Origin of the sequence: Mycobacterium sp. 1164985.4 (assembly GCF_001668575.1) — a bacterium.
In the GTDB taxonomy this organism is placed as follows: Bacteria; Actinomycetota; Actinomycetes; order Mycobacteriales; family Mycobacteriaceae; genus Mycobacterium.
This window is the reverse complement of sequence record NZ_LZMD01000068.1, coordinates 16,043-39,658: the sequence shown is the minus strand read 5'-3', so window position 1 is coordinate 39,658 and position 23,616 is coordinate 16,043. Positions and strand designations below refer to the sequence as shown.

General features: G+C 67.8%; 29 protein-coding genes. 21 read left to right on the top strand and 8 right to left on the bottom strand.

What is annotated here, in order from left to right:
• The first annotated feature begins 168 nt into the window (after window positions 1–168).
• The 16 genes from A5650_RS14025 to A5650_RS13955 are packed head-to-tail and all read left to right on the top strand — an operon-like array spanning window position 169 to window position 13,677.
• Window positions 169–1,965 (top strand): nickel-dependent hydrogenase large subunit, encoded by a 1,797-nt coding sequence (locus A5650_RS14025; RefSeq protein WP_067292171.1) that lies wholly within the window; start codon window positions 169–171, stop codon window positions 1,963–1,965.
• A 3-nt stretch (window positions 1,966–1,968) separates the two neighbouring features.
• Window positions 1,969–2,904: a NifU-related iron-sulfur-binding protein gene (locus tag A5650_RS14020; protein ID WP_067292168.1), complete on the top strand. Its 936-nt coding sequence runs from the start codon at window positions 1,969–1,971 to the stop codon at window positions 2,902–2,904.
• The gene (locus A5650_RS14015; protein WP_067292165.1) at window positions 2,901–3,542 is read left to right on the top strand and encodes a DUF5947 family protein; all 642 of its coding nucleotides are present in this window, start codon (window positions 2,901–2,903) and stop codon (window positions 3,540–3,542) included. Before A5650_RS14020 ends, A5650_RS14015 begins: the two co-directional genes overlap by 4 nt.
• Window positions 3,530–4,174 carry a DUF6084 family protein gene (locus tag A5650_RS14010; RefSeq protein ID WP_067292162.1) on the top strand — a complete coding sequence of 215 codons (645 nt, stop codon included), beginning with the start codon at window positions 3,530–3,532 and terminating at the stop codon, window positions 4,172–4,174. Before A5650_RS14015 ends, A5650_RS14010 begins: the two co-directional genes overlap by 13 nt.
• On the top strand, window positions 4,171–5,508 hold the full coding sequence (locus tag A5650_RS14005) for a hypothetical protein (protein WP_067292159.1): 1,338 nt from the start codon (window positions 4,171–4,173) through the stop codon (window positions 5,506–5,508). Before A5650_RS14010 ends, A5650_RS14005 begins: the two co-directional genes overlap by 4 nt.
• Entirely contained in the window at window positions 5,499–5,618 is a 120-nt protein-coding gene (locus A5650_RS27680; RefSeq protein WP_502686770.1) for a DUF6893 family small protein, read from the top strand. Before A5650_RS14005 ends, A5650_RS27680 begins: the two co-directional genes overlap by 10 nt.
• A 16-nt stretch (window positions 5,619–5,634) precedes the next feature.
• Window positions 5,635–6,123 (top strand): hydrogenase maturation protease, encoded by a 489-nt coding sequence (locus tag A5650_RS14000; RefSeq protein WP_082950757.1) that lies wholly within the window; start codon window positions 5,635–5,637, stop codon window positions 6,121–6,123.
• 3 nt (window positions 6,124–6,126) lie between these two features.
• Window positions 6,127–6,390, top strand: coding sequence for a HypC/HybG/HupF family hydrogenase formation chaperone (locus A5650_RS13995; protein WP_067292152.1), 264 nt, complete (start codon window positions 6,127–6,129; stop codon window positions 6,388–6,390).
• Entirely contained in the window at window positions 6,387–8,693 is a 2,307-nt protein-coding gene (hypF, locus tag A5650_RS13990) for a carbamoyltransferase HypF (protein ID WP_067292149.1), read from the top strand. The genes A5650_RS13995 and hypF overlap by 4 nt, the downstream gene beginning before the upstream one ends.
• Entirely contained in the window at window positions 8,690–9,409 is a 720-nt protein-coding gene (locus A5650_RS13985) for a DUF6390 family protein (RefSeq protein WP_067292146.1), read from the top strand. The genes hypF and A5650_RS13985 overlap by 4 nt, the downstream gene beginning before the upstream one ends.
• On the top strand, window positions 9,406–10,131 hold the full coding sequence (locus tag A5650_RS13980) for a HypC/HybG/HupF family hydrogenase formation chaperone (RefSeq protein ID WP_067292143.1): 726 nt from the start codon (window positions 9,406–9,408) through the stop codon (window positions 10,129–10,131). The genes A5650_RS13985 and A5650_RS13980 overlap by 4 nt, the downstream gene beginning before the upstream one ends.
• Window positions 10,128–10,814 carry a D-sedoheptulose-7-phosphate isomerase gene (locus A5650_RS13975; protein WP_067292139.1) on the top strand — a complete coding sequence of 229 codons (687 nt, stop codon included), beginning with the start codon at window positions 10,128–10,130 and terminating at the stop codon, window positions 10,812–10,814. The genes A5650_RS13980 and A5650_RS13975 overlap by 4 nt, the downstream gene beginning before the upstream one ends.
• On the top strand, window positions 10,811–11,905 hold the full coding sequence (gene hypE, locus A5650_RS13970; protein ID WP_067292136.1) for a hydrogenase expression/formation protein HypE: 1,095 nt from the start codon (window positions 10,811–10,813) through the stop codon (window positions 11,903–11,905). Before A5650_RS13975 ends, hypE begins: the two co-directional genes overlap by 4 nt.
• A gap of 12 nt (window positions 11,906–11,917) precedes the next feature.
• Window positions 11,918–12,190 (top strand): HypC/HybG/HupF family hydrogenase formation chaperone, encoded by a 273-nt coding sequence (locus A5650_RS13965; protein ID WP_067292135.1) that lies wholly within the window; start codon window positions 11,918–11,920, stop codon window positions 12,188–12,190.
• 10 nt (window positions 12,191–12,200) lie between these two features.
• On the top strand, window positions 12,201–13,328 hold the full coding sequence (gene hypD, locus A5650_RS13960) for a hydrogenase formation protein HypD (RefSeq protein WP_067292132.1): 1,128 nt from the start codon (window positions 12,201–12,203) through the stop codon (window positions 13,326–13,328).
• A 52-nt stretch (window positions 13,329–13,380) separates the two neighbouring features.
• Window positions 13,381–13,677 (top strand): hypothetical protein, encoded by a 297-nt coding sequence (locus A5650_RS13955; RefSeq protein ID WP_067292201.1) that lies wholly within the window; start codon window positions 13,381–13,383, stop codon window positions 13,675–13,677.
• Between the two features lie 4 nt (window positions 13,678–13,681).
• Here the strand turns inward: A5650_RS13955 and A5650_RS13950 are convergent, their stop codons facing one another.
• Window positions 13,682–13,876 carry a DUF3046 domain-containing protein gene (locus tag A5650_RS13950; protein WP_067292129.1) on the bottom strand — a complete coding sequence of 65 codons (195 nt, stop codon included), beginning with the start codon at window positions 13,874–13,876 and terminating at the stop codon, window positions 13,682–13,684.
• 9 nt (window positions 13,877–13,885) lie between these two features.
• Window positions 13,886–15,058 carry a glycosyltransferase gene (locus A5650_RS13945; protein WP_067292122.1) on the bottom strand — a complete coding sequence of 391 codons (1,173 nt, stop codon included), beginning with the start codon at window positions 15,056–15,058 and terminating at the stop codon, window positions 13,886–13,888.
• Between the two features lie 42 nt (window positions 15,059–15,100).
• On the opposite strand from A5650_RS13945, the gene A5650_RS13940 reads away from it, so the two are divergent.
• Entirely contained in the window at window positions 15,101–15,541 is a 441-nt protein-coding gene (locus A5650_RS13940) for a limonene-1,2-epoxide hydrolase family protein (protein ID WP_067292120.1), read from the top strand.
• A 3-nt stretch (window positions 15,542–15,544) separates the two neighbouring features.
• On the opposite strand, the gene pspM is transcribed toward A5650_RS13940, so the two are convergent.
• From pspM to pgsA, 5 genes are all read right to left on the bottom strand, one after another.
• Entirely contained in the window at window positions 15,545–16,375 is an 831-nt protein-coding gene (gene pspM / locus A5650_RS13935; protein ID WP_197501873.1) for a phage shock envelope stress response protein PspM, read from the bottom strand.
• Between the two features lie 14 nt (window positions 16,376–16,389).
• Window positions 16,390–17,205, bottom strand: a complete 816-nt coding sequence (pspA, locus tag A5650_RS13930; RefSeq protein ID WP_067292116.1) for a phage shock protein PspA — start codon at window positions 17,203–17,205, stop codon at window positions 16,390–16,392.
• 125 nt (window positions 17,206–17,330) lie between these two features.
• Complete coding sequence (clgR, locus tag A5650_RS13925; RefSeq protein ID WP_067292111.1) at window positions 17,331–17,651, bottom strand: transcriptional regulator ClgR; 321 nt, start codon at window positions 17,649–17,651, stop codon at window positions 17,331–17,333.
• Between the two features lie 82 nt (window positions 17,652–17,733).
• Entirely contained in the window at window positions 17,734–18,222 is a 489-nt protein-coding gene (locus A5650_RS13920) for a CinA family protein (RefSeq protein WP_067292109.1), read from the bottom strand.
• Entirely contained in the window at window positions 18,200–18,796 is a 597-nt protein-coding gene (pgsA, locus tag A5650_RS13915; protein ID WP_067292194.1) for a CDP-diacylglycerol--glycerol-3-phosphate 3-phosphatidyltransferase, read from the bottom strand. The genes A5650_RS13920 and pgsA overlap by 23 nt, the downstream gene beginning before the upstream one ends.
• A gap of 41 nt (window positions 18,797–18,837) precedes the next feature.
• Between pgsA and A5650_RS13910 the strand changes: the two genes are divergently transcribed.
• Window positions 18,838–19,347 carry an amino-acid N-acetyltransferase gene (locus A5650_RS13910; protein WP_197501872.1) on the top strand — a complete coding sequence of 170 codons (510 nt, stop codon included), beginning with the start codon at window positions 18,838–18,840 and terminating at the stop codon, window positions 19,345–19,347.
• 48 nt (window positions 19,348–19,395) lie between these two features.
• Here A5650_RS13910 and A5650_RS13905 read toward each other — a convergent pair whose 3' ends face one another.
• Window positions 19,396–21,855, bottom strand: coding sequence for an FtsK/SpoIIIE family DNA translocase (locus tag A5650_RS13905; protein WP_067292107.1), 2,460 nt, complete (start codon window positions 21,853–21,855; stop codon window positions 19,396–19,398).
• Window positions 21,856–21,953: 98 nt separating this feature from the next.
• Between A5650_RS13905 and A5650_RS13900 the strand changes: the two genes are divergently transcribed.
• The 3 genes from A5650_RS13900 to A5650_RS13890 all read left to right on the top strand — a co-directional run bounded on the left by A5650_RS13900 (window position 21,954) and on the right by A5650_RS13890 (window position 23,614).
• On the top strand, window positions 21,954–22,406 hold the full coding sequence (locus A5650_RS13900) for a DUF2834 domain-containing protein (RefSeq protein WP_067292103.1): 453 nt from the start codon (window positions 21,954–21,956) through the stop codon (window positions 22,404–22,406).
• 69 nt (window positions 22,407–22,475) lie between these two features.
• Window positions 22,476–22,802 carry a putative quinol monooxygenase gene (locus tag A5650_RS13895; protein WP_067292100.1) on the top strand — a complete coding sequence of 109 codons (327 nt, stop codon included), beginning with the start codon at window positions 22,476–22,478 and terminating at the stop codon, window positions 22,800–22,802.
• A complete protein-coding gene (locus A5650_RS13890) occupies window positions 22,802–23,614 on the top strand; it encodes a mycofactocin-coupled SDR family oxidoreductase (protein WP_067292097.1) in 813 nt (270 codons plus the stop codon). Before A5650_RS13895 ends, A5650_RS13890 begins: the two co-directional genes overlap by 1 nt.
• Window positions 23,615–23,616 lie beyond the last annotated feature (2 nt).

Here is a 23,616-nt window from a genome sequence, read left to right as displayed (position 1 = left end):
CACTGGCCGCACGGTCGACAAAGAACCGAAGTGGCGCCATCCCGGTGCGCAACTCACGACCGGAGCGATCCGCACCTGGTAGGTGCGGCTCGCCCCGGGCGCGCAGGTGTGCTTTCGGGTTCCGAAACACCCTGTGACGCTTCTCATCTGAAGAAAGAGAAGAGTTCGATGACAACCATCATCCCCGAGCCGTCACACGTGAAGCGCGACCCCGGCCAACTGGTGGAGATGGCGTGGGATCCCATCACCCGGATCGTCGGCAGCCTCGGTATATACACCAAGATCGACTTCGACAACCGCGAGGTGGTCGAGTGCCACAGCACCTCGTCGATCTTCCGCGGTTATTCGATTTTCATGAAGGGCAAGGACCCTCGCGACGCCCACTTCATCACCAGCCGCATCTGCGGCATCTGCGGTGACAACCACGCGACGTGCTCGTGCTACTGCCAGAACATGGCCTACGGCGTCAAGCCGCCGCATCTCGGTGAGTGGCTGATCAACCTCGGTGAAGCCGCCGAGTACATGTTCGACCACAACATCTTCCAGGAGAACCTGGTCGGCGTCGACTACTGCGAGAAGATGGTCTCCGAAACCAATCCCAGCGTGCTGGCCAAGGCCGAGAACACCCAGGCGTCCCATGCGGACATGCACGGCTACCGCACGATCGCCGAGATCATGCGCGCGCTCAATCCGTTCACCGGCGAGTTCTACCGCGAAGCTCTGCAGGTCAGCCGGTGGACCCGAGAGATGTTCTGCCTCATGGAAGGTCGCCACGTCCACCCGTCGACGCTCTATCCGGGCGGCATCGGCACCACCGCGACGGTCCAGCTGATGACCGACTACATGACGCGGCTGATGCGTTACGTCGAGTTCATGAAGAAGGTCGTGCCGATGCACGACGACCTCTTCGACTTCTTCTACGACGCGCTGCCCGGTTACGACCAGGTCGGGTTGCGCCGCACGCTGCTGGGCTGTTGGGGTTCGTTCCAGGATCCCGAGGTGTGCAACTTCTCCTATAAGGACATGGAGCGCTGGGGCGATGCCATGTTCGTCACGCCAGGGGTGGTGATCGACGGCAAGCTGCACACCCACTCCCTGGTGGACATCAACCTCGGCATCCGAATCCTGTTGGGCCACTCGTACTACGACGACTGGACCGACCAGGAGGTGTTCGTCAAGACCGATCCGCTCGGCAATCCGATCGACCGGCGCCATCCCTGGAACCAACACACCAACCCCCGGCCGCAGAAACGCGACTTCGACGGCAACTACAGCTGGGTGATGGCGCCGCGCTGGTTCGACGGCACGGATCACCTGGCGCTCGACACCGGCGGTGGCCCGTTGGCGCGGCTGTGGTCCACCGCGCTCGCCGGGCTCGTCGACATCGGCTATGTCAAGGCGACCGGCCAGAGCGTTCAGATCAACCTACCCAAGACGGCCCTGAAGGGTCCGGTCGAACTCGAGTGGAAGATCCCGCAACACGGCAGCAACACGCTCGAACGCAACCGCGCCAGGACGTATTTCCAGGCCTACGCGGCCGCCTGCGCCCTGCACTTTGCCGAGAAGGCGTTGACCGAGATTCGAGCCGGCCGGACCAAGACCTGGGAGAAGTTCGAGGTGCCCGACGAAGGCATCGGCTGTGGGTTCACCGAGGCGGTCCGCGGAGTCCTCAGCCACCACATGGTGATTCGCGACGGCAAGATCGCGAACTATCACCCGTATCCGCCGACGCCGTGGAACGCCAACCCCCGTGACAGCTACGGCACACCGGGGCCCTACGAGGACGCGGTCCAGGGCCAGCCCATCTTCGAGGAGAACGACAGGGAGCATTTCAAGGGCATCGACATCATGCGCACGGTTCGCAGTTTCGACCCGTGTCTGCCGTGCGGCGTGCACATGTACCTGGGTAAGGGGAAGTCACTCGACCTGCTTCACTCCCCCACCCAGTCCGTCACCGGGGAATAGGGAATGGCCCCGCCGATCCGAGACGACGCGCAGTGGCGTACGGCGGGCGACCGAATACAGGCCCTGCTTGACGCGTCCGCCGCGGGCGGCCCCGCCGCGCACGAACGGGCGGTCCAACTCGTCGGCGAGGTGACCGATCTCTACGGCGCCGCACTCGAACGGATCCTGCGGATCGCGGTGAGCACCGACGCCACGCTGGCCGAACGACTGGCCGGCGACGACCTCGTCGCCAGCCTGCTGCTCGTCCACGGGTTGCACCCGCACGACATCCACCGGCGCATCGAGGATGCTCTGGACCGGGTCCGCCCGTATCTCGGTTCGCACGGCGGGGACATCGCACTCCTCGAAACACTCTACGGCCCAGACGGATTCACCGTTCGCCTGCAGTTCTCCGGCAGCTGTAAGAGCTGCCCCTCGTCGGCGGCCACCCTGGAGTTGACCGTCGAGGACGCCATCCGGGCGGCGGCTCCGGAAGCCACCGCGATCGAGGTGGTCGCGCCGCAGTCGAGCCCGGCGGTGATTCCGCCGGCGACGCTCTTCAGCCGCGTCCAGCAGCGCGCGCCCAGCCATGCCTCGTGGCACCCCGTACCCGAATTCGCCGATCTGATGCCCGGTGAGGTCGGCGGCTTCTCCGTGGCGGGAACCACCGTGCTGGCGTGCCGCATCGGCGACGAGGTGTTCGCTTATCGCGACCGGTGCGGTGTCTGTCGCGAGTCGCTGGCCGGTGCGGCGCTGCACCGTCGCATGGGGTCTCCCACCGGCGAGGCGGTGCTGCGCTGCCCGCGCTGCCACGCCCACTTCGACGTCGTGCACGCCGGGGCGTGCGTCGACGAGGGCGCCGACCCGCTCGCCCACCTGGAGCCGATCCCGCTGCTGGCGCGCGACGGCGTGCTGTCGATCGCGATGGCCACGCAACCCACCGAAGCGGGTGTGGCATGACCAGCGCGTACGACGTGCTCGCGATGATCCGGGCCAACCGCGGCGTCCCCGCGCCCGCGGGTGAACGCTGTGAGATGTGCGCCGAGCCGATCGCCGACGAACACCAACACGTCGTCAACGTCGAGGCGCGGGCGCTGATGTGCGTGTGCCGCGGCTGTTATCTGCTGTTCACCGACACCAGGGCCGAACTCCGCTATCGCGCGGTCCCCGACCGCTGGTTGTCCTTCCCCGAATTCGCCCTGGGGCGCCGGCATTGGCAGCTTCTGCAGATCCCGGTCGGGCTGGCGTTCTTCTTCCGCAACTCGACGCTGGATCGCGTGGTGGGCTTCTACCCCGGACCTGCGGGCGCGACCGAGTCTGAACTGGACCTCTCCGCGTGGGAGGGGGTCAGTTCAGCGGATCCGCGGGTGGACCTGCTCGCCGACGACACCGAGGCCCTGCTCGTGCGGGTGCCCGACGACGACAGTCGGGACCCGGAATGTTTCCTGCTGCCCATCGACGCCTGCTACGAGTTCGTCGGCAGACTCCGGCGGCTGTGGCACGGCTTCGACGGCGGTCAGCAGGTGCGCGGCTACCTCGACGAATTCTTCGAGCACGTGCGTGACCGGGCGAAGGTGGTGGCGCCATGCCAGAGCTGACCTTCGCCGTGCTGGACATCCGGGCCGAACCGTACGCGGTGGCACCGGTTCTCACGGCCCGGATCCGCATCGCCGCCGACGGTGACGACCCCGTGCACGCGATCGCGTTGCGGTGCCAGGTCCGCATCGAACCCGTGCGTCGCCGGTACTCCGATGACGAGGCGCTCGGGCTGCTCGACCTGTTCGGGCCTCGCGAGCGATGGGACACCACACAACACAGCTTCCTCTGGCAGCATGCCAGCACTATGGTTCCGGGCTTCACCGGAACGACGCAGGTCGACCTGCCGCTCGAGTGCACCTACGACCTCGAGGTGACCGCGGCCAAATACTTCCATGCGCTGGCTGACGGTGACATTCCTCTGCAGTTCCTGTTCAGTGGAACGGTTTTCACCCGCGGTGAAAGAAATCTGCTCGTGCAGCAGGTGCCATGGGATCGCGAGGACCGCTACGACCTACCGGTGTCGACGTGGCACGACCTGATGCGCCTGCACTACCCCAACACCGGCTGGCTGCGCCTGGGACACGACACCATCGACATGCTGTCTGAGTTCAAATCCGCCCGCGGCCTTCTGAACTACGACGACGCGATCGTCTCGCTATTGGCTGCTCACACCGCAGGGGAGATTCGATGACCGCAGACTGGGATCACGCACGAGCCGTCGCGGATGCGGTGCTCTACGAGGGATACCTGCTGTACCCCTACCGCGCCAGCTCGAGCAAGAACCAGTCCCGTTGGCAGTTCGGCGTCCTCGGACCGCACGGCGCCGCGGAGGCCGCCATCGGCGAGGACGCCTCGCTGTCCACCCAGGTGCTGCTCGACCCGCACGGCATCCCGATGGTGACCGGTGTGATTCGCTTCCTGCAACTGCAGCGCCGCAGTGTCGAACGCGACGCCGGCGGCGGCCGGTTCGAACCGGTCAGCGATCTGCGTTCGGGTGCCGATGCGTGGGTCAGCTGGGACGAGGCGGTCGAGTGCGAGATCCCGATCGACCCGTTCCCGGTCGTGAGCCTGCCTGCCACACTGGACATCTCGGTTCCATCGGCGGAAGAGATCGAACCCGTCGCGGGTGGCAGGCTGGTGCGGACCCGCCGAGAACTGAGCGGTCGGCTCGACATGTCCGCCGAGCAGGACGGCGGCTTGCTGCGGCTCACGTTCGACGTGTGCAACACCGCTGCACCGGCCGCCGGTAAGGATGAGGCGATCGCCGTGTCGCTGATCGGGACCCACCTGTTGCTGGAGGTGGCCGACGGTGAGTTCGTCTCCCTGCTCGAACCGCCGGAGTGGGCCGCCGGCGCTGTGGCGCGGTGCCGCCAACACCGCTGCTTTCCGGTGCTGGCCGGCCCGGCGCCGCATCGGGACCTCGTGCTCGCGTCGCCGATCATCCTCTACGACCACCCCGAGATCGCCGAGCAGAGCAAGGGTGCGCTCTACGACTCGACCGAGATCGACGAGATTCTGACGCTGCGGGTCATGACCATGACCGACGAGGAGAAGGCTCAGGCCAGAGCCACCGATCAACGCGCCGCAGCGATCATCGAGCGCTGCGACTCGATGTCGTCCGAGGCGATGCTCGATCTGCACGGCGTGCTGCGCAATCCGCACGCGCCGTGCGGCGGACCGGACCTGATCCCGGAGATCCCGGCCGGTGTCGAGTGGTGGGATCCCACGGCCGACACCGCGGTGCGACCGGAGTCGGATGCCGTGCTGGTCAACGACACTCGCGTCGCGCGCGGCAGCCGTGTGCGGTTGCACCCCTCCCGCCGGGCCGACGCGCAGGACGTCTTCTATGCCGACAAGATCGCGCGCGTCACCTCGGTACATGAGGACGTCGACGGAGCGCACCATATCGGCGTCGTCATCGAAGACGATCCCGGTGCCGAACTGCACGACTGGTACGGCCGCTACCTGTACTTCGCACCCGACGAGGTCGAACCTCTGGTTGAAGGGAGTCCGCAATGGAAGTGATCGGCTGGATCGCGGTAGGAATCGTGGCGGTGGTGGCCGTGGCGGCGGCGGCAGTGGGCATCCGCTCCGTGCCGGATGCGCGACGCTACATGAGAATGCGCCGGATGTGACGGCGCACGAGGTGTCCTGATCTCCCGAATCCTGGTAGCCGGTCTCGGCAACATCTTCCTCGGAGACGACGGCTTCGGCCCCGAGGTGATGCGTCGCGTGCCGCCCGACCTCGCCGGATCACACGTTGCGGTCACCGATTACGGGATCGGCGGCATGCACCTGGCCTACGACCTACTCGACGGTTGCGACGCCCTGGTCCTCGTCGACGCCATCCCGAACCGCGGAGCGCCCGGCACGCTTCACGTGTTCGAGGCCGACCTCGACAACGCCGGGGCCGCAATGGGTCTGGACGCGCACGCGATGGATGCCGCGGCGGTGTTCGCCAGCCTCAACGCGCTCGGCGGCACCCCTCCCTTCACCGTGGTGATCGGTTGCGAGGTTGACCGCGTCGAGGAGGGTATCGGGCTGTCGGATGCCGTCGCGTCGGCCGTCCCGCAAGCGGTGCGGGTCATCGGCGAGGTGGTCGCCGGACTGTCAACCCGCGTCCGGGTGGAGGGGGGCTGACCGATGTGCCTGGGAATTCCGGGGCGGGTCGTGACGATGCTGGAGGGCTACGGCGACCAGTTGGCCCTCGTCGACGTCGCGGGTGCGCACCGCAAGGTCAACGTCGGCATGCTGCCCGAGGAGACGTTCGCACCGGGTGACTGGGTCATCATCCACATGGGCTTCGTCGTGGAGAAGACCGACCGGGCTGGGGCCGACGCGGCACTCGCCGGTCTGCAGTTGCTGGGCAGCGGCGAAGCGGTTGCGGACTCGGAGGATTCGCCGTGACCACGCGGCGCCGGCTGCGCGTGCTGGTCCGTGGAGTGGTCCAGGGAGTCGGCTTTCGTCCCTTCGTGTACACGACGGCAGCCGCCTTGGGGCTGACCGGAAGCGTCCGCAACGACAGCGCTGGTGCGCTCATCGACGTCGAGGGCGACGCCGCCGACGTCGAGACGTTCCTGACCCGGTTGCGCGACCGCCCACCGCCGCTGGCGGTGATCGAAGGCCTTGACACCGAGGCGCTTCCGGTCGCGGGCGGCACGGGTTTCGTCATCGCCGACACCTCCCGGACCGACGGTGGCCGCACGCTGACCTCACCCGACATCGCCATGTGCGCCGACTGCGCCGCCGAACAACGCGACCCGTGCAACCGACGCTTCCGACACGCGTTCATCAATTGCACCAACTGCGGCCCGCGGTTCACCATCATCGCCTCGCTGCCCTACGACCGGCGCGGCACGACCATGGCGGGCTTCGACATGTGTGAGGCCTGCGAACGCGAATACCACGATCCCGCCGACCGGCGGTTCCACGCCCAACCCGTCTGCTGCCCCGAGTGCGGTCCGACCATGACCTACCGCGACCATGCAGGCGCGACCACGACAGGAGAAGCCGCGCTGCGGCGCGCACGCCGACTGCTCAACGATGGAGGCATCCTCGCGGTCAAGGGCATCGGCGGCTACCACCTGGCGTGTGATGCCGCCGACGAACGTGCGGTCGCCGAATTGCGTGCCAGGAAGCACCGCGGCGACAAGCCGTTCGCGGTGATGACACCCAACCTCGCGGGCGCGCGCAACCTGGTCGAGATCGACGCGCCGTCGGCCCGGTTGCTCACCGGACCGCAACGCCCCATCGTGTTGATGCCGCGGCGCGACGGCGCCCCGGTCGCCGACGCCGTCGCACCGCGCAACCCCGACCTGGGCATCCTGCTGGCCTACACCCCGCTGCACACCTTGCTGTTCGGGCTGCCCGGCGACGCCCCCGGCCCGTCCGCGTTGGTGATGACCTCGGGCAACCTCGCTGGCGAGCCGATCTGCTTCACTGATGACGCTGCGCTGGCACGGCTTTCACACATCGTCGATGGCTGGCTCATGCACGACCGCGAAATCCTGGTGCCCTGCGACGACTCCGTCATGCGGATGATCACCCTCGACGGCGGAGCCGAGCCGGCGGAGTTGCCGATCCGGCGCTCGCGCGGCTATGCGCCGCTGCCCGTGGCGTTGCCGGTGCCGGTGCCGCCCTCGCTGGCGGTCGGTGCGGACCTGAAGAACACCATGGCGGTCGCGGACGGCCGGTACGCGTGGCTGAGCCAACACACCGGCGACATGGATGATCTGGCGACGTTGTCGGCGTTCGATTCCGCGCAACGCCATCTGCGGGAGCTGACGTCCGTTGCGCCGCAGGTGCTGCTCGCCGACGCGCATCCGCTGTACCGCTCGACCGAGTGGGCCAGGCGCAACGCGGCGGACCGGTCGGTCAGGCTGGTCCAGCACCATCACGCCCACATCGCCGCGGTGATGGCCGAACACGGTCTCGACGGGTCCACGCAGGTGCTCGGATTCGCCTTCGACGGAACGGGTTACGGACCCGACGGCGCGGTGTGGGGCGGCGAGGTGCTGCTGGCCAATTACAAGGGCTACCAACGTCTCGCGCATCTGAAGTACGTGCCCCTCCCCGGTGGAGACGTCAGCGTCCTGCGCCCGTACCGGATGGCCCTGGCACACCTGTGGTCGGCAGGGATCGCGTGGGATCCCGATATGCCCCCGGTCTCGGCCTGTCCGCCCGACGAGCGTCAAGCGCTCGCACGACAACTCGAGACAGGCCTCGGCTGCGCGCCGACCTCCAGCATGGGCCGATTGTTCGACGCCGTGTCCTCGCTGGCCGGGGTGCGGCACGTCGTCGATTACGAGGCGCAGGCCGCCATCGAGCTGGAGGGCGTTTCGCGCGGCACCGGATCCGGCCCAACCGCTTACACATTCGCCGTCGACGCATCCGGCCCGACGGTGGTATTCGATCCCGCGCCTGTACTGCACGACATCGTCGCCGACCTCCGCGCGGGGGTGTCCTCGTCGGTCATCGGCGCTCGGTTCCACCGCGCGGTCGCCGAACTCGTCGTCGAACTCGCATGCGCACACGCCGACTCGTCGCGGCCCGTGGCCCTGTCCGGTGGTGTGTTCCAGAACGCGCTGCTACTCGAGTCGACCCTGACCGGGCTACACGACAGGGGCATCGACGCGATGACCCATCGCACGGTGCCACCCAACGACGGCGGTATCGCCCTGGGCCAGTTGCTGGTGGGGAACGCATCATGAACGGCGCAGACGGCCGCACGGTGTTCAGCCGCTACGCCTACCCGCCGAACGAGCTCGGCTACTGCGGTCCGGCCGACGGCGGCGGATCCGCCGGTCTGGCCGAGCACGCACGCGAATTCGACGGGGCCTGGCCGTACCTGAGCGCCATCGCCGATGCACTCAGGGCATCCGACGCACTCGATGACGAAGTCGTCCGCAGTTACTGGATCGGTGGTCCGGCGCTGTCCAAGGTGGACCCCGATCATCTGCTTGTCCGGTTGCGCGCGTCGTTTTCCGGTCAGGTCACCGGAATGCTCGAGTCGGTGCCCACCACCTCCGACGTCTTGGCGCACCACAGCTTTCACGTCTTCGTCGTCTACCCCTGGGGCAAGTTCCTGGGGCGCGACGCCGACACCGCGGTGGGCGTCATGCAGGCCTGCCGCATCCGCTGGGGCACCGTTGCGTCTGTCGCCGGAGACCAGGCGGAGATCGCGTCGCGGCCACTGCAGTACGAGCACGGTCGGCTGACGCTGGGCGAACCGCGCGCCGAGCGGATCGCGTGGAAGCGGGGCGAGCTGTCCCTGGCGCCCGCTCCGCCACCCGGAGCGGTCGTCTCGGCCCACTGGGATTGGATCTGTGGAACGCTGACCGACGAGGAGGCCGCCGCCCTCGAATCGGCCACCCTGAGCACACTCGACCTCGTCAACTACGTCCTCGGACAAGGGGTATCGCGATGACGACCGCGCAACGTCCGTATGTCGGCGAGGAGCTGTCGGCCGACCTCGCCGCCGCCGCGCTGAATCTGGCCCGTCGGTTCAACGGCGGCGCGACCCTGTGGGTGATCTCGCCGCAGTGGGAACCACACGCTCATCACATCGCCGTCGAGTTCGTCCACCCGGTGATCATGGGTAAGCGGGCGCTTCCGTCGGTCGCGCTCGTGGAACCGGACCCCGTCGCGCAGGCGCGGGTGGCCAGCCGGCCCGGCGACCTGCTGATCGCGGTGGCATCGGCGAACGAACCGTCAGTCGTCGACGCGATGCGGCGCGCCGACGCGTGGGGCGTCCTGACCCTGTGGATCGGATCCGGCCCGCGTCCATCGGCCGGAGCGGCGAACCACATCCTCTGGATCGACACCGAGGATCCGATGGTGCCGGCCACCGGAGCGTTCGTGCTGCTGTATCACCTTCTGTGGGAGCTCACACACGTCTGCTTCGAGCATCCGGGATTACTCAAACCCGCCGAGCCCGCCGACGTCTGCGTGACGTGCAGCGACGAGGGGCGACTCGGTGAGGTGCTGGCGCCACCGCTCGATGCGACGAGCTCGGCGCTGGTACGCACCGCCGACGGTGAGGAGTGGGTCGACGTCACGCTGATCGGTGATGTCGCGGTCAACGACCTCGTTTTGTTGCACGCCGGAGCGGCCATCTCTCGGGTCGAGCTTGAGGAGGTGCGCCCATGACCGACTCCGATGCCACCGGCTTCCTGTACCCCTTCATCGAGTCCGAGGAGACGAACGCCGCGAGCCTGCTCGACGATCTCGCGGCATCGGCCCGCGGCAAGGCGGTCGAAAGCGCTCGGCTGCAACGGGAATCACTCGACGAGTACGGCGACGAATTGACCGCGGCGGGAGCGCAGATGGCGGAGCGGTTCCGCCGCGGTGGACGGTTGTACACGTTCGGCAACGGCGGAAGTTCCACGGACGCCGCGACGTTGGCATCGCTGTTCAGCCGGCCGGCGCGCGGAAGACCGGTCGCCGCATGGTCTTTGGCCGCCGACAACGCGGTGGTGACCGCGCTCGGCAACGACGTCGGATTCGAGCTGATCTTCAAACGCCAGATCATCGCCCACGCCCGCGACCGCGACGTCGCGGTCGCGCTGTCCACGAGCGGCAACTCCGACGACCTGATGACCGCGATCACCGAGGCCAAGCGCCGCGGCCTGCTGACCGTGGGCTTCTCCGGTCACGACGGCGGACGGATGGCGGCCGCCGAGGACCTCGACTTCTGTTTCACCGTCCACTCGCAGAGCATCCACCGCATCCAGGAGAGCCACGCGATGCTCGGATACACGCTCTGGTCGGTGGTCCAGGAGCAGCTGCACGCCAATTCGGCCCGCGCACTGAACGGAGCACAATCCCTATGACACAAGCTGCGAGCGCGTCCGAACGCGAAGACCGGGTGCTGGAACGGATCGACAAGTTCCGTCAGCGACGACCGCGACTGCTCGACGACGTCGTGACGCTCGCGCACGGGGCGGGCGGCAAGTCGTCGGCCGCGCTTGTCGACGCGGTGTTCCTCGAGGCCTTCCGCAACGACGAACTCGAACAGCTCGGTGACGCGGCCGCGGTGCTGACGCCGTCGGGCGAACGGCTGGCCTTTTCCACCGACTCCTACGTGGTGTCGCCGCGGCGCTTCCCCGGCGGCTCCATCGGCCACGTCGCGGTGCACGGCACGATCAACGACCTGGCCGTCTCCGGTGCCCGCCCACAATGGCTTTCGGCGGCGTTCGTGATCGAGGAGGGCTTCCCGATCGCCGAACTGCGCGAGATCGTCGCGGACATGGGCGAAGCGGCGTTGAACGCCGGCGTGCAGATCGTCACCGGCGATACGAAGGTCGTCGGCAGAGGCGCAGCCGACGGCGTCTACATTTGCACCGCGGGCATGGGATTGATTCCCGAAGGCCGGCGGCTGTCTCGAGACAGCGTGAAGCCCGGCGACAAGGTCGTGCTGTCCGGCACGATCGGCGAGCACGGAATGGCCGTGATGCTGGCGCGCGGCGATCTGGCCATCGACGCCGACATCGCCTCGGACACCGCGCCGGTGCACGAACTGGTCGAGCTGCTGCTGACCGCGGCGCCGTCGACGAGGTGGATGCGCGACGCGACCCGCGGCGGGGTGGGCACGGTGGCCAACGAGCTGGTCAAGGACGCGCTGTTCGCGATGATCTTGGACGAGGAGAGGCTGCCCGTCCTGCCGCAGGTGCTCGGGGCGTGCGACATGCTTGGCATCGACCCGCTCTACGTGGCGAACGAAGGCAAGTTCGTCGCCGTCGTGCCCGCCGACGAGGCCGATGCGGCGGTGTCCGCGTTGCGCGGCCACCCGCAGGGGGAGCACGCCACGGTGGTCGGCGAGATCGTCCCGGAACCCCACGGAATCGTCGCGCTACGAACGTCGTTCGGCGGCAGCCGGATCGTCGACATGCTCGTCGGCGACCCCCTGCCGCGGATCTGTTGAGAGGAGACCGACATGTGCCTCGGCATCCCCGGTCAGGTGGTCGACATCGTCGACGCCGAACAGTCGCTGGCCAAGGTCGACGTCAACGGCGTCCGCCGAACCATCAGCGTGCGCCTGCTGGCCGACGACAACCTGCAGGTCGGCGACTGGGTCCTGGTCCACGTCGGATTCGCGATGGCCAAAATCGACGAACACGAGGCCACGCTCACCCTGGACCAGGTGCAGAAGATGGGCGCCGACTACGCCGCCGAGATCGAAGCGTTCAACTCGTCCGAAATCGCTTGAGGGGCAAGCCATGAGATTCGTCGACGAATTCCGCGACCCGACCGCCGCACGCGCGCTGGTCAGATCGATCACCGAGCTCGCCGGCGACGACGAGTTCAAGTTCATGGAGGTGTGCGGCGGCCACACCCACACCATCTACCGCCACGGTATCGAGCATCTGCTGCCCGAGACTGTCGAGCTGGTGCACGGGCCCGGATGCCCGGTGTGCGTCATCCCGATGGGACGCGTCGACGATGCGATGTGGCTGGCCGAACAGCCCGGCGTCATCTTCACGACGTTCGGCGACATGATGCGGGTGCCGGGATCGCGGGGCAACCTCATCGAAGCGAAGGCCCGCGGTGCCGATGTGCGGTTCGTGTACTCGCCGCTGGATGCGCTCAAGATCGCGCTCGACAACCCGGACAAGCGGGTCGTGTTCTTCGCCGTGGGCTTCGAGACCACCGCGCCATCCACCGCCGTGACGCTTGTACGCGCGAAAGCGTTGAGCGTGGGTAACTTCAGCGTGTTCTGTAATCACGTCACGATCGTTCCGCCGATCAAGGCGATCCTGGAGTCGCCCGACCTGCGCCTGTCCGGATTCCTCGGGCCCGGACACGTCTCGACGGTGGTGGGGTTGCGCCCGTACCGGTTCGTCCCCGATGTGTACGGAAAACCCATGGTGGTGGCGGGTTTCGAGCCGCTTGACATCCTCGCGTCGGTGCACATGCTGCTGCAGCAGATCCGAGACGGCCGCTGCGAGGTCGAGAACCAGTACACGAGGGTGGTGCGCCCAGAAGGAAACACCCAGGCGCTCAAGCTGATGGCCCAGACGTTCCAGCTGCGACCGCATTTCGAGTGGCGGGGCCTGGGGTTCATCTCGCAGAGCGCGCTGCGGCTGCACCCCGACTACGCCGACTTCGACGCCGAGCGCACCTTCGCCATGCCGGGTGTGCGGGTGGCCGATCCGAAGGCGTGCCAGTGCGGCGAGGTGCTCAAGGGTGTCATCAAACCGTGGGAGTGCAAGGTTTTCGGGACCGCGTGCACACCGGAGACACCGATCGGGACGTGCATGGTGTCCCCCGAGGGCGCCTGCGCGGCGTATTACAACTTCGGTCGGCTCCACCGGGAAACGGCCTTGGTCCTGGGTCAGCGCGCTTGAGGCCGTCGATGCGTCGCTGCCGATCCGCGGCGACAAGTGAGGAGTGATTGTCATGACAGAGCCGGAGGAACGAGGGCAGCGCGGAACCGGATCCGATCGACCCTCGGGCGGCCGGACGGACCGTCCGTCGGACACCTATCGCGGCGACGAATCGGTTCCCGCCCATGACGACGGCGGAAAGCCGGACTTTCAGACGGGATTCACCAACGAACCGCCCAAGGACGTCAAACCCGAGGTCCCCCCTTACGAGGGTCGGCAGGCCTCGGCCAAACCGGAAGGCTCGGGCGACGACGGCGGTGCGCGCCCGTCGCATGACGCGGGCACCGGTCGCGCCGAGGACAACCGCTAGCGACTCACCACTGATCACGCGGGACGTCGAAGTCCGAGCACAGCGCGCGCCAGACGTCCCGCGGTTCCACGCCGTCCTCGATGGCTTGCGCGGCCGTGCGCCCGTCGAAGCCGCTCAGCACGTGGTCGACGAGCAGCGACGCACCGCGCACCGAGCCGAACTTTTCCTCCACAAGCTGATGGAATTCCGTCAACCGCACGGGCCCAAACTACGCCGAGGCTCGTAGTGCTTCATGGCACACCCGTACCGGATCCTCGACGTCGGCGACCGTCCTCCCGGCCCGTCGCGCCGCATCCCGGTACCGCGGCGAGTCCAACACCTCACGCACCGCGCGGGCCAGCGCCTCCGCGGTGAGCGGACGCACCAGCTGTGCACTGCCCTGGCGCACAACGCGATTCGCGATCTCCCACTGGTCGCCGCCGCCGGGGACCACGACCATCGGAACGCCCGCCAGCAGCGTCTTGGTCACCATGCCGTGGCCGCCGCCGCAGATCACCAGGTCGGCGTGCGACAGCAGCTCGTCCTGCCGGCCCAGCCCGACCACCGCCCAGGGCGGCACCGCGACCTGCGTGCCGCCGAGGCGCGAGACGACGACCCGCGACTCCGGCGGCAGCACCTTTCCCGGTATCAGGGTCGCCAGGACGATCTCCGCCAGGCCGCCCTCCCCCGTCGTCGCGGTGGACGGCGCCACCACCACGACCGGACCGCCGCCTGCGGGTATGTCCAGCGTCGCCGTCGTCGGCTCGAAGTGCAGTGGGCCGACCACCACGGCCTCGGCGGGCCAGTCCGGCCGCGGCACCTCCAGCGCCGGCAGCGTGGCGATCAACCGCCGGCGTGGGCCGGGATCTGATGCGGGCAGCCCGATCTGCACCCGCGCGGCCTCGCGTTGCCGGATGCCCTGCCGCCACGACCGGGCGGAGAGGGCGCGCAGGATCGCGTCCCGCAGTCGGCCGCGGACACCGACTCCTCGCGCCAGACCGCTGCCGATCGGCGGGAGCCCCTTCGACGGCCGGTACAGCGGGTGCGGGTTGAGTTCGACCCACGGCAGCCCGAGCAGTTCGGCGCAGAAGCCGCCGGCGGTGGTGATGGCGTCGGAGACCACCAGGTCCGGCGCGAGCCGGCGCATCTGTGGCGCGTTGAGCACGGCCATCCGGGCGCCACGCTGGTGGACCTTCGCCCCGGCATCGGCGTCGTCGTCGGTGTCCTCCGGGTCGAGGCCGAGCAGTTCGGCCGCGGGAACACCGGCGTCGCGGGCGGTGTCGAGCCACTCCGTTCCGGTCAGCAGCGTGGGCGAATCACCGTTGACCAGGAAACGAAGGCACAGCGCGATCGCTGGAAAGGCATGCCCCGGATCGGGTCCGGCGACGACCGCGACGCGCATTGGGCCTACCCTGCCACAGCAGCGCGGCACTAGGCTGGCCGCATGACCGACCAGGCTTCCGAACTGAAAACCGATGTCGACAACATCCGGGCGGTGGAGACGTTCCTGTACGCGCTGCAGGACGAGGACTTCGACACCGCCGACGGATTACTCGCCGACAACGTGGAATGGCAGAACGTCGGCTACCCCACGATCCGCGGCCGCAGGCGCATCATGGGCATCTTCCGGCGTGGTCAGGGTAGGGCGCGCTTCGAGGTGAAAATCCACCGCGTCGCCGCCGACGGCAACTCCGTGCTCACCGAACGCACCGATGCGTTGATCTTCGGGCCGGTGCGCCTGCAGTTCTGGGTGTGCGGGACGTTCGAGGTACACGCCGGCCGAATCACGTTGTGGCGCGACTACTTCGACACCCTTGACTTCGTCAAGGCGACGGTGCGCGGGCTGGCCGCGACGGTGGTTCCGTCGCTGCGGCCGACCATGTAGGGGTTATGCCCCGCGGACGTGGCCCAGTTCGTTGAACGCCTGGGCCCAGCCGACGAGGCGGTCGGTGGCGTTCGACAGCTCGTCGCGGTAACGCTGCTGCCACATCGGTGACGTGGATGTCGGACCGGCGTTCGCGGCCGACACCAATTGCGCTGCGGCGTTGACCATTTCGCCATACTGACGCGCACCGTGGTCGAGCTGTGCGGTGAACGCCCGGATGGTGGGGGTGAGGTGGGCGCGCGACTGCGGCGTCGCGCGGATCGCCCGCTCCATCGACACCACTTCGTTCGCGGTCGCGGCCATGGTCGCCGCCGTCTGGTTCGCAGCGGCGGTCAGCTCGCGGAGTTCGTCGGCGGGCAGCATCCGACCGCGCTCCATCACCCCGAGCAGCGAGAACAACCCACGCTCGGAGGATGCCAGCGCCGCCATCGACTGACGTGCGGCCGACCCCCGCGGTGGGAGCCTGCGGGCGGCGCGCGACCGCGGCGGGGGCAGCGGCTCACGGCGCAGCCAGCGGTATCGCAGGAACGACAGCGTGGCCAGGAAGGCCGCGCCGACGGCGATCGGCGACGGGATGAGCAGCGCCCATGCCGGAACGTCCCACGCCGCCACCAGCCCGGTGACGCCGATCCAGAACACGGACGACATCGTGAGGAACACCGTGAGCCGCAGCGCCCACCGCCGCTTACGCAGAAGCTTCGCGCGCGGGTCGGCGGCGGCGTTCAGCTTGTCGGCCAGTACATCGGACCACTCGGCGGCCGTGTCGATCCCGTTCTGAAGGCCTCGCTGCATCAACGAGCGCCACGGCTCGGGCCGACTCGTCTGCGCACTCACGGGTTCCTCTTCGGCTATTGGGAGAGCGGGTTTTCCGGCGTCGCCTGCTGCGGGTTGGCCGCCGGGGTCGCGGGCTGCGCGGCGGCGTTACCGCCGGCGGGCAGCTGCTCACCGCGCATCGAGGCGCGGATCTGCTCCAGCCGCGAATGCCCGGCCATCTGCACGCTCGCCTGCTGGACCTCCATCATCCGGCCCTGCACCGAGTTCTGCGCCAGCTCGGCCTCGCCCATTGCGTTGGCATAGCGGCGCTCGATCTTCTGACGCACCTCGTCCAGGCTGGGCGTGGTGCCCGGGGCCGCCAACTCGCTCATCGAGCGCAGCGACGAGCTGACCTGCTCCTGCATCTTGGCCTGTTCGAGCTGCGAGAGCAGCTTGGTGCGCTCGGCGATCTTCTGCTGCAGCATCATCGCGTTCTGTTCGACGGCCTTCTTGGCCTGACCGGCCGCCTGCAGCGCCTGGTCGTGCAGCCCCTTGAGGTCCTCGACGCTCTGCTCGGCGGTCACCAGCTGGGCGGCGAACGCCTCGGCCGCGTTGTTGTACTCGGTGGCCTTGGCGGCGTCGCCGGCGGCCGTCGCCTGGTCGGCGAGGGTGAGCGCCTGGCGGACGTTGACCTGGAGCTTCTCGATGTCGGCCAGCTGTCGGTTGAGCCGCATCTCCAGCTGACGCTGGTTGCCGATCACCTGGGCGGCCTGCTGGGTCAGCGCCTGATGCTGGCGCTGGGCTTCCTCGATGGCCTGCTGGATCTGCACCTTCGGGTCGGCGTATTCGTCCACCTTGGAGCTGAACAGCGCCATGAGGTACTTCCACGCCTTGACGAACGGATTGGCCATGTCAGTTCACTCCGCCTTCGTGTCGTTGTCTCGGACTCGCCGGCCCGGCTTACCGTGCTGCCCAATCTATCGGGTCAGCGCGTATCACCACAGTCACTCCGGTCGCGCGGCAGCGCACGGGCGCGTCAGGCGACCGCCATCGACACGACCTGCGGGATGACCACCTTGGTGGTGGCGTCGATGTTGGCGGCGCCGGCGAAGGCGGCACGCTCCTCGCGCTCCATTTCCTGACCGGCGTCGAAGAGCACCTGCGAGAGCGGGACATCGAGCGCCCCGCAGATCGCGTTGAGCAATTCGCTCGAGGCTTCCTTGCGGCCGCGTTCGACCTCGGAGAGGTAGCCCAGGCTGACTCGCGCGGTGTCGGACACCTCGCGCAAGGTGCGTCCCTGGTCGACGCGGGCACGACGCAGCACGTCGCCGATCACCTCGCGCAGCAATGCCGTCATCGTGCTCTCCCTTCGGAGTAAATTTCTGGGATCCATTAGGGCAACGCTGAGAGCGGGCCGGTTGGTTCCCGGATGGTGCAGATCACTGTCCGGCGACGGCGGAGCGCAGGCGCGCGACGGCTTCGCCGACGGCCGCGAGCCGGATGTCCCATCGCGATCCGTGCAGTAGCAGTTCGACAACGTCGGTCTGGACCGGTCCGGCGATACCGAGGAAGACGGTCCCGACGGGGTGCCCGCCGTGTGCTTCGGGTCCGGCGACGCCGGTCAGGCCCACACCCCAGGTCGCCCCGCAGCGCTGCTGGGCGCCGACGGCCAGGGCCCGCGCGGTCGGCGCCGCGACCGGGCCCACCTCGTCGAGCACCTCGCGGGCCACACCCGCCAGCGAGACCTTGGTGTCCTCGACGTAGGTGACCAGGCCACCGCGCAGCACGACACTGGCACCGGGCACGCCCGCCAGCGTCGCCGCCAGCAGGCCCGCGGTCAGCGACTCGGCCGTCGCGACCGTCTGCCCGCGCACCGTGAGGTCGGCGACCAGCGCGCGGGCGTCGTCACTGACGAGCGGGTCGTCCACGGGAGTCCCTGATCGCGGACACGACGTAATCGATGCCGGTGAGCACGGTCAGGATCACCGCGGCCCACATGATGACCCAGGCAACCGCCAGCCACGCACCGGACAACGGGAGCACGAACAGGCCGATCGCCACCCCCTGCACGAGCGTCTTGAGCTTGCCGCCGCGGCTTGCCGGGATCACGCCGTGGCGCAATACGGCGAACCGCAGCGCGGTGATGCCGATCTCGCGGATGAGGATCACCACCGTGATCCACCACGGCAGGTCGCCCAGCATCGAGAGCCCGATCAGTGCCGCACCGATGAGCGCCTTGTCGGCGATGGGGTCGGCCAGTGTGCCGAACTCGGTCACCATGCCGTAGTTGCGGGCCAACGCCCCGTCGAACCGGTCGGTGATCACCGCGACGGTGAACACCACGAATGCGGCTATCCGCCAGAACGTTTCATGGCCGTCGCCGACGAAGAGAAAAGCGAGGAAAACCGGAACCAACGCCATCCGCACGCCGGTGAGCACATTCGCGATGTTCGCTACACGGGCGCGCGGGACCAGCGGATCGATATGGGGTTGGCCCGACACCGCAACAGAATATCGGTTGCTCGAACCGATACTCTCCACGTGTGAGCGCAGAATCCGGCGAGGTCGTCGTGCGCCGTGCGCGAACCTCGGATGTCCCCGCCATCAAATCCTTGGTCGACATCTACTCCGGCAAGATCCTGCTGGAGAAGAATCTGGTGACGCTCTACGAGTCGGTGCAGGAATTCTGGGTCGCCGAGTGCGACAGCGAACTGATCGGCTGCGGCGCGCTGCACGTGTTGTGGTCGGACCTCGGTGAGGTGCGCACCGTCGCGGTGCATCCGAAGGTCAGGGGTCAGGGCGTCGGGCACGCGATCGTCGACAAACTCCTCGACGTCGCGCGCGAACTGCGCCTCGAGCGGATCTTCGTGCTCACCTTCGAAGTCGAGTTCTTCAGCAGACACGGGTTTCGGGAGATCGACGGAACACCCGTCACCGCCGAGGTGTACGAGGAGATGTGCCGCTCGTACGACACCGGCGTCGCCGAGTTCCTCGACCTGTCCTACGTCAAGCCGAACATCCTCGGCAACACCCGAATGCTGTTGACCCTCTAGCGATTTCGGTGCACTAGTGATCGCTGAGCGACCAGTAGTGCACCGAAGTCACTCGTCGTCGTCGCTGCCGGAGTCCGATCCGCGGATCGACGCCAACGTCGCCGCCAATTCGTCGGGCTTGACCAGAACCTCGCGCGCCTTGGAACCTTCGCTGGGGCCGACGATGTTGCGGGTCTCCATCAGATCCATCAACCGGCCCGCCTTGGCGAAGCCGACGCGCAGTTTGCGCTGCAACATCGACGTCGACCCGAACTGGCTCGACACCACCAGCTCGACCGCCTGCAGGAAGACGTCCATGTCGTCACCGATGTCCGGGTCGACATCGCTGCGCTCGCTGTTGGTCTTGGCGTTGGTGACGCCCTCGGTGTACTCCGGTTCGGCCTGCGCCTTCGTCGCCTCCACCACGGCGTGGATCTCGTCGTCGGTGATGAACGCGCCTTGCAGGCGGATCGGCTTGTTCGCACCCATCGGCAGGAACAGCCCGTCACCCATGCCGATCAACTTCTCGGCGCCCTGCTGGTCGAGGATCACGCGGCTGTCGGTCAACGACGACGTGGCGAACGCCAACCGCGACGGCACATTGGTCTTGATCAGGCCGGTGACCACGTCGACCGAAGGCCGCTGCGTGGCCAGCACCAGGTGAATGCCTGCCGCGCGCGCCTTCTGGGTGATGCGCACGATCGCGTCCTCGACGTCGCGCGGGGCGGTCATCATCAGGTCGGCCAACTCGTCGACGATCGCGACGATGTACGGGTAGGGCTTGTACTCGCGCTGGCTGCCCAGCGGCGCGGTGATCTCGCCCGAGCGCACCTTCTTGTTGAAGTCGTCGATGTGGCGCACCCGCGACGCCTGCATGTCCTGGTAGCGCTGTTCCATCTCCTCCACCAGCCACGCCAGGGCGGCGGCCGCCTTCTTCGGCTGGGTGATGATCGGCGTGATCAGGTGCGGAATGCCCTCATACGGCGTCAGTTCCACCATCTTCGGGTCGATCAGGATCATCCTGACCTCCTCCGGGGTGGCGCGCACCAGCAGCGACACCAGCATCGAGTTCACGAAGCTCGACTTGCCCGAACCGGTCGAGCCGGCGACGAGCAGGTGCGGCATCTTGGCGAGGTTCGCCGAGATGTATTCGCCCTCAATGTCTTTGCCGAGACCGATGACCAGCGGATGGTGGTCGCCGCGGGTGGCCGGGTCGGTCAGCACGTCGGCCAGACGCACCATCTCGCGGTCCACGTTGGGCACCTCGATGCCGACGGCGGACTTGCCGGGGATGGGCGCCAACATGCGGACGCTTTCCGTCGCCACCGCATAGGCGATATTGCGTTGCAGCGCAGTGATCTTCTCGACCTTGACGCCCGGTCCGAGTTCGACCTCGTAGCGGGTGACGGTCGGTCCGCGGGTGCAACCGGTCACCGATGCGTTGACCTTGAACTGGTCGAGCACCTCGGTGATGGCCTCGATCATCCGGTCGTTGCCCGCGCTGCGGCGCTTGGGAGGGTCGCCCGCGATCAGCAGATCGAGCGGCGGCAACGAATACGGTCCGTCGACGACACGGTCCAGCGTCATCGTCGACTGTCTCGGTTTCTTCTTGCGGGTCTTCGCGGTCGGTTCGGGAATCGTGGGCGCTTCGTCGGAGAGCGGGTAGTTCTCCATGGGTGTGCCCGACGGCCATGCCTGTTCGGCGTCGTCGCCGTAGGCCTTCGGGTCGTCGTAGTAGCCGTCGGAGAAGTCGTCGGATTCGGAGATGACGGCGGTGTCCTCGTCGTCGTAATCGTCGTAGTCGTATTCGTCGTAACCGCGCGCGGAGAACATGGCCCGCACCGTCGACGGCACTTCGCGAATCGTGGTGCCGGTCACCAGCAAGACTCCGAACAACACACCGATGAACAACAGCGGCGCGGCAATCCACGCGGTGAGTCCGTCGGACAGCGGGCCGCCGATCGCGAAGCCGAAGAAGCCGGCGGCGTGCTGGCGCGCGGTGGGATCCTGCGGCGAACCGGCCCACAGGTGCCACAGCCCGAGCGCGGGCAGCGCGATCGTCGCCGTGCCGAGGATCAGGCGCGGCCTGGCGTCCGGATCGGGTTCGGTACGCATGAGCGTGATGCCGACGGCGGCCAACGCGATCGGGACGAGCACGACGGCGGCGCCGATCAGCATCCGCAGCAATGTGTCGAGCCAGTCACCCACCGGGCCGGCGGCGCCGAACCATGAACTCGCCGCGACGATCACCGCCAGGCCCAGCAGCGCCAGGGCGATGCCGTCCCGCCGATGACCCGGTTCCAGATCGCGGGCCCGACCGACAGAGCGTGCGGTGGTACCGGCGCCCTTGGCCAGCATCAGCCAGCCCACCCGCATTCCGCGACCGACCGAGGCGCCGGCCGACGAAATGGGTGACGAGGTCCGCCGCGGCGCCGGTTTACGTCGCGGCGCCGCCCGGCCACCGGAGCGCGCACCCTGTTTTGACCTGGTCGAACGGGTTCCAGAGCGCGCGGCGGTCTTACTAGGCATGCCTGTAAGCCTAGTCGCTCCAGCCCCAGAATCACCATCTGCCACACGGGTAACAGATCCGCATCGATTGATGCGCTTTTGCGGCTTACTGTGCGGAAATGACCGAAACCAACACGTCGGCGGGCCTGCCGACCACCACCAAAGTGCTGTGCGCTGCCTACGGCGCCATCGCGGTCGTCGCTCTCGTCGCTACCTGGAGCCAGAACCTGGCCTACCTCGACCGTGGGGCGGACTTCCTGCGCGTGTTTTGGGAAGACACCAAGGTCAACCCGGCGTCGCGTTCGATCACCGCCGACATCATGTTGTTTGGGCTCGCCGCGATCATCTTCATGGTGTACGAGGCGCGCAAACACGGCATCCGGTTCGTCTGGCTGTATGTCATCGCCTCGTTCTTCATCGCGATCAGCGTGGCGTTTCCGTTGTTCCTCCTCGCGCGGGAGTTGCGCATCCACCGCGCCGAGGTCCCGCGGATCGGCGCCGCGAACGCGGTCGGGCTCGTCCTCGTCGCGGTGTTCGCGGTGGCGTTCACGATCTGGATCGACGTGGTCTGAGCGTCGCGGGTGCCGGTGAGTAGGCTGTGCACTCGTCCAGCAAGGCACTCACCGAGGAGTTCTCGCCTAATGCCCAAGCCAAATGCAGTTGTCGTCGTCGCCACCATGACCGCCAAACCCGAATCCGTCGACACGGTGCGGGACGCCTGCAAGAAGGCCATCGAGGCGGTCCACCAGGAACCCGGCTGCGAGCTGTACGCGCTGCACGAGGCGAACGGAACGTTCGTGTTCGTCGAGCAGTGGGCGGACGAGGACGCCTTGAAGACGCACAGCACCGCTCCGGCCATCGGTGAGCTCTTCGGCGCGGTCGGTGAGCACCTCGACGGTGCGCCGGACATCAAGATGCTGCAGCCGGTCGTCGCCGGAGATCCGAGCAAGGGCGCACTGCGCTCCTGATGCCCGAGCTCGCAGGCAAAGTCGCGTTCATCACGGGTGCGGCCCGCGGCCAGGGCCGCGCCGAGGCGGTGAAGCTGGCCGCCGAAGGCGCGAACATCATCGCCGTCGACCTCTGCGACCAGATCGCGTCGGTGCCCTATCCGCTTGCGACGGCCGATGATCTGGCCGAGACCGTGAAGCTCGTCGAGGACACCGGCGCGCGAATAGTGGCGCGGCAGGCCGACGTTCGCGATCAAGACGCGTTGGCGTCGGCGTTACAGGCCGGTCTCGACGAGTTCGGCCGCCTCGACATCGTCGTCGCCAACGCCGGCATCGCGCCGATGCAGTCGGGCGCCGACGGATGGCGCGACGTCATCGACGTGAACCTCACCGGCGTGTACCACACGGTCGAGGTGTCAAAAGAGGCGCTGCTCGCCCATGGTCAGGGCGGCTCGATCGTGCTCACCAGTTCGGTCGCGGGCTTGATCGGAGTCGGCAGCGACGACCCCGGCGCGATCGGGTACGTCGCCGCCAAGCACGGCATCGTCGGGTTGATGCGGTTGTACGCCAACCTGCTTGCCCCGCAGAGTATCCGGGTCAACTCGGTACATCCCGCCGGCGTGGACACCCCGATGATCAACAACGAGGCCACGCGCGCGTGGTTGGGCAGCATCGCGGAGAAGACCCCGCAGGACATGGGCAACGCGCTGCCGGTGCAGGTGTTGCAGGCCGAGGACATCGCGAACGCGGTGGCGTGGTTGGTGTCCGACGCGGCCCGCTACATCACCGGGGTCGCGCTTCCCGTCGACGCGGGATCGGTCAACAAGCGCTGAGG

Bases quoted from the DNA above. Each gene is read 5' to 3' on its own strand.
- A5650_RS13985 (WP_067292146.1), top strand. From the start codon at position 8,690: ATGAACGGCGCAGACGGCCGCACGGTGTTCAGCCGCTACGCCTACCCG.
- A5650_RS14015 (WP_067292165.1), top strand. From the start codon at position 2,901: ATGACCAGCGCGTACGACGTGCTCGCGATGATCCGGGCCAACCGCGGC.
- A5650_RS13895 (WP_067292100.1), top strand. From the start codon at position 22,476: ATGCCCAAGCCAAATGCAGTTGTCGTCGTCGCCACCATGACCGCCAAA.
- A5650_RS13955 (WP_067292201.1), top strand. From the start codon at position 13,381: ATGACAGAGCCGGAGGAACGAGGGCAGCGCGGAACCGGATCCGATCGA.
- A5650_RS13980 (WP_067292143.1), top strand. From the start codon at position 9,406: ATGACGACCGCGCAACGTCCGTATGTCGGCGAGGAGCTGTCGGCCGAC.
- A5650_RS14025 (WP_067292171.1), top strand. From the start codon at position 169: ATGACAACCATCATCCCCGAGCCGTCACACGTGAAGCGCGACCCCGGC.
- A5650_RS13940 (WP_067292120.1), top strand. From the start codon at position 15,101: ATGACCGACCAGGCTTCCGAACTGAAAACCGATGTCGACAACATCCGG.
- A5650_RS13905 (WP_067292107.1), bottom strand. From the start codon at position 21,855: ATGCCTAGTAAGACCGCCGCGCGCTCTGGAACCCGTTCGACCAGGTCA.
- A5650_RS14005 (WP_067292159.1), top strand. From the start codon at position 4,171: ATGACCGCAGACTGGGATCACGCACGAGCCGTCGCGGATGCGGTGCTC.
- hypD (WP_067292132.1), top strand. From the start codon at position 12,201: ATGAGATTCGTCGACGAATTCCGCGACCCGACCGCCGCACGCGCGCTG.
- A5650_RS13890 (WP_067292097.1), top strand. From the start codon at position 22,802: ATGCCCGAGCTCGCAGGCAAAGTCGCGTTCATCACGGGTGCGGCCCGC.
- A5650_RS14020 (WP_067292168.1), top strand. From the start codon at position 1,969: ATGGCCCCGCCGATCCGAGACGACGCGCAGTGGCGTACGGCGGGCGAC.
- A5650_RS13995 (WP_067292152.1), top strand. From the start codon at position 6,127: ATGTGCCTGGGAATTCCGGGGCGGGTCGTGACGATGCTGGAGGGCTAC.
- A5650_RS14010 (WP_067292162.1), top strand. From the start codon at position 3,530: ATGCCAGAGCTGACCTTCGCCGTGCTGGACATCCGGGCCGAACCGTAC.
- hypE (WP_067292136.1), top strand. From the start codon at position 10,811: ATGACACAAGCTGCGAGCGCGTCCGAACGCGAAGACCGGGTGCTGGAA.
- A5650_RS13975 (WP_067292139.1), top strand. From the start codon at position 10,128: ATGACCGACTCCGATGCCACCGGCTTCCTGTACCCCTTCATCGAGTCC.
- A5650_RS13965 (WP_067292135.1), top strand. From the start codon at position 11,918: ATGTGCCTCGGCATCCCCGGTCAGGTGGTCGACATCGTCGACGCCGAA.
- clgR (WP_067292111.1), bottom strand. From the start codon at position 17,651: ATGACGGCATTGCTGCGCGAGGTGATCGGCGACGTGCTGCGTCGTGCC.
- A5650_RS13945 (WP_067292122.1), bottom strand. From the start codon at position 15,058: ATGCGCGTCGCGGTCGTCGCCGGACCCGATCCGGGGCATGCCTTTCCA.
- pspA (WP_067292116.1), bottom strand. From the start codon at position 17,205: ATGGCCAATCCGTTCGTCAAGGCGTGGAAGTACCTCATGGCGCTGTTC.
- A5650_RS13900 (WP_067292103.1), top strand. From the start codon at position 21,954: ATGACCGAAACCAACACGTCGGCGGGCCTGCCGACCACCACCAAAGTG.
- A5650_RS27680 (WP_502686770.1), top strand. From the start codon at position 5,499: ATGGAAGTGATCGGCTGGATCGCGGTAGGAATCGTGGCGGTGGTGGCC.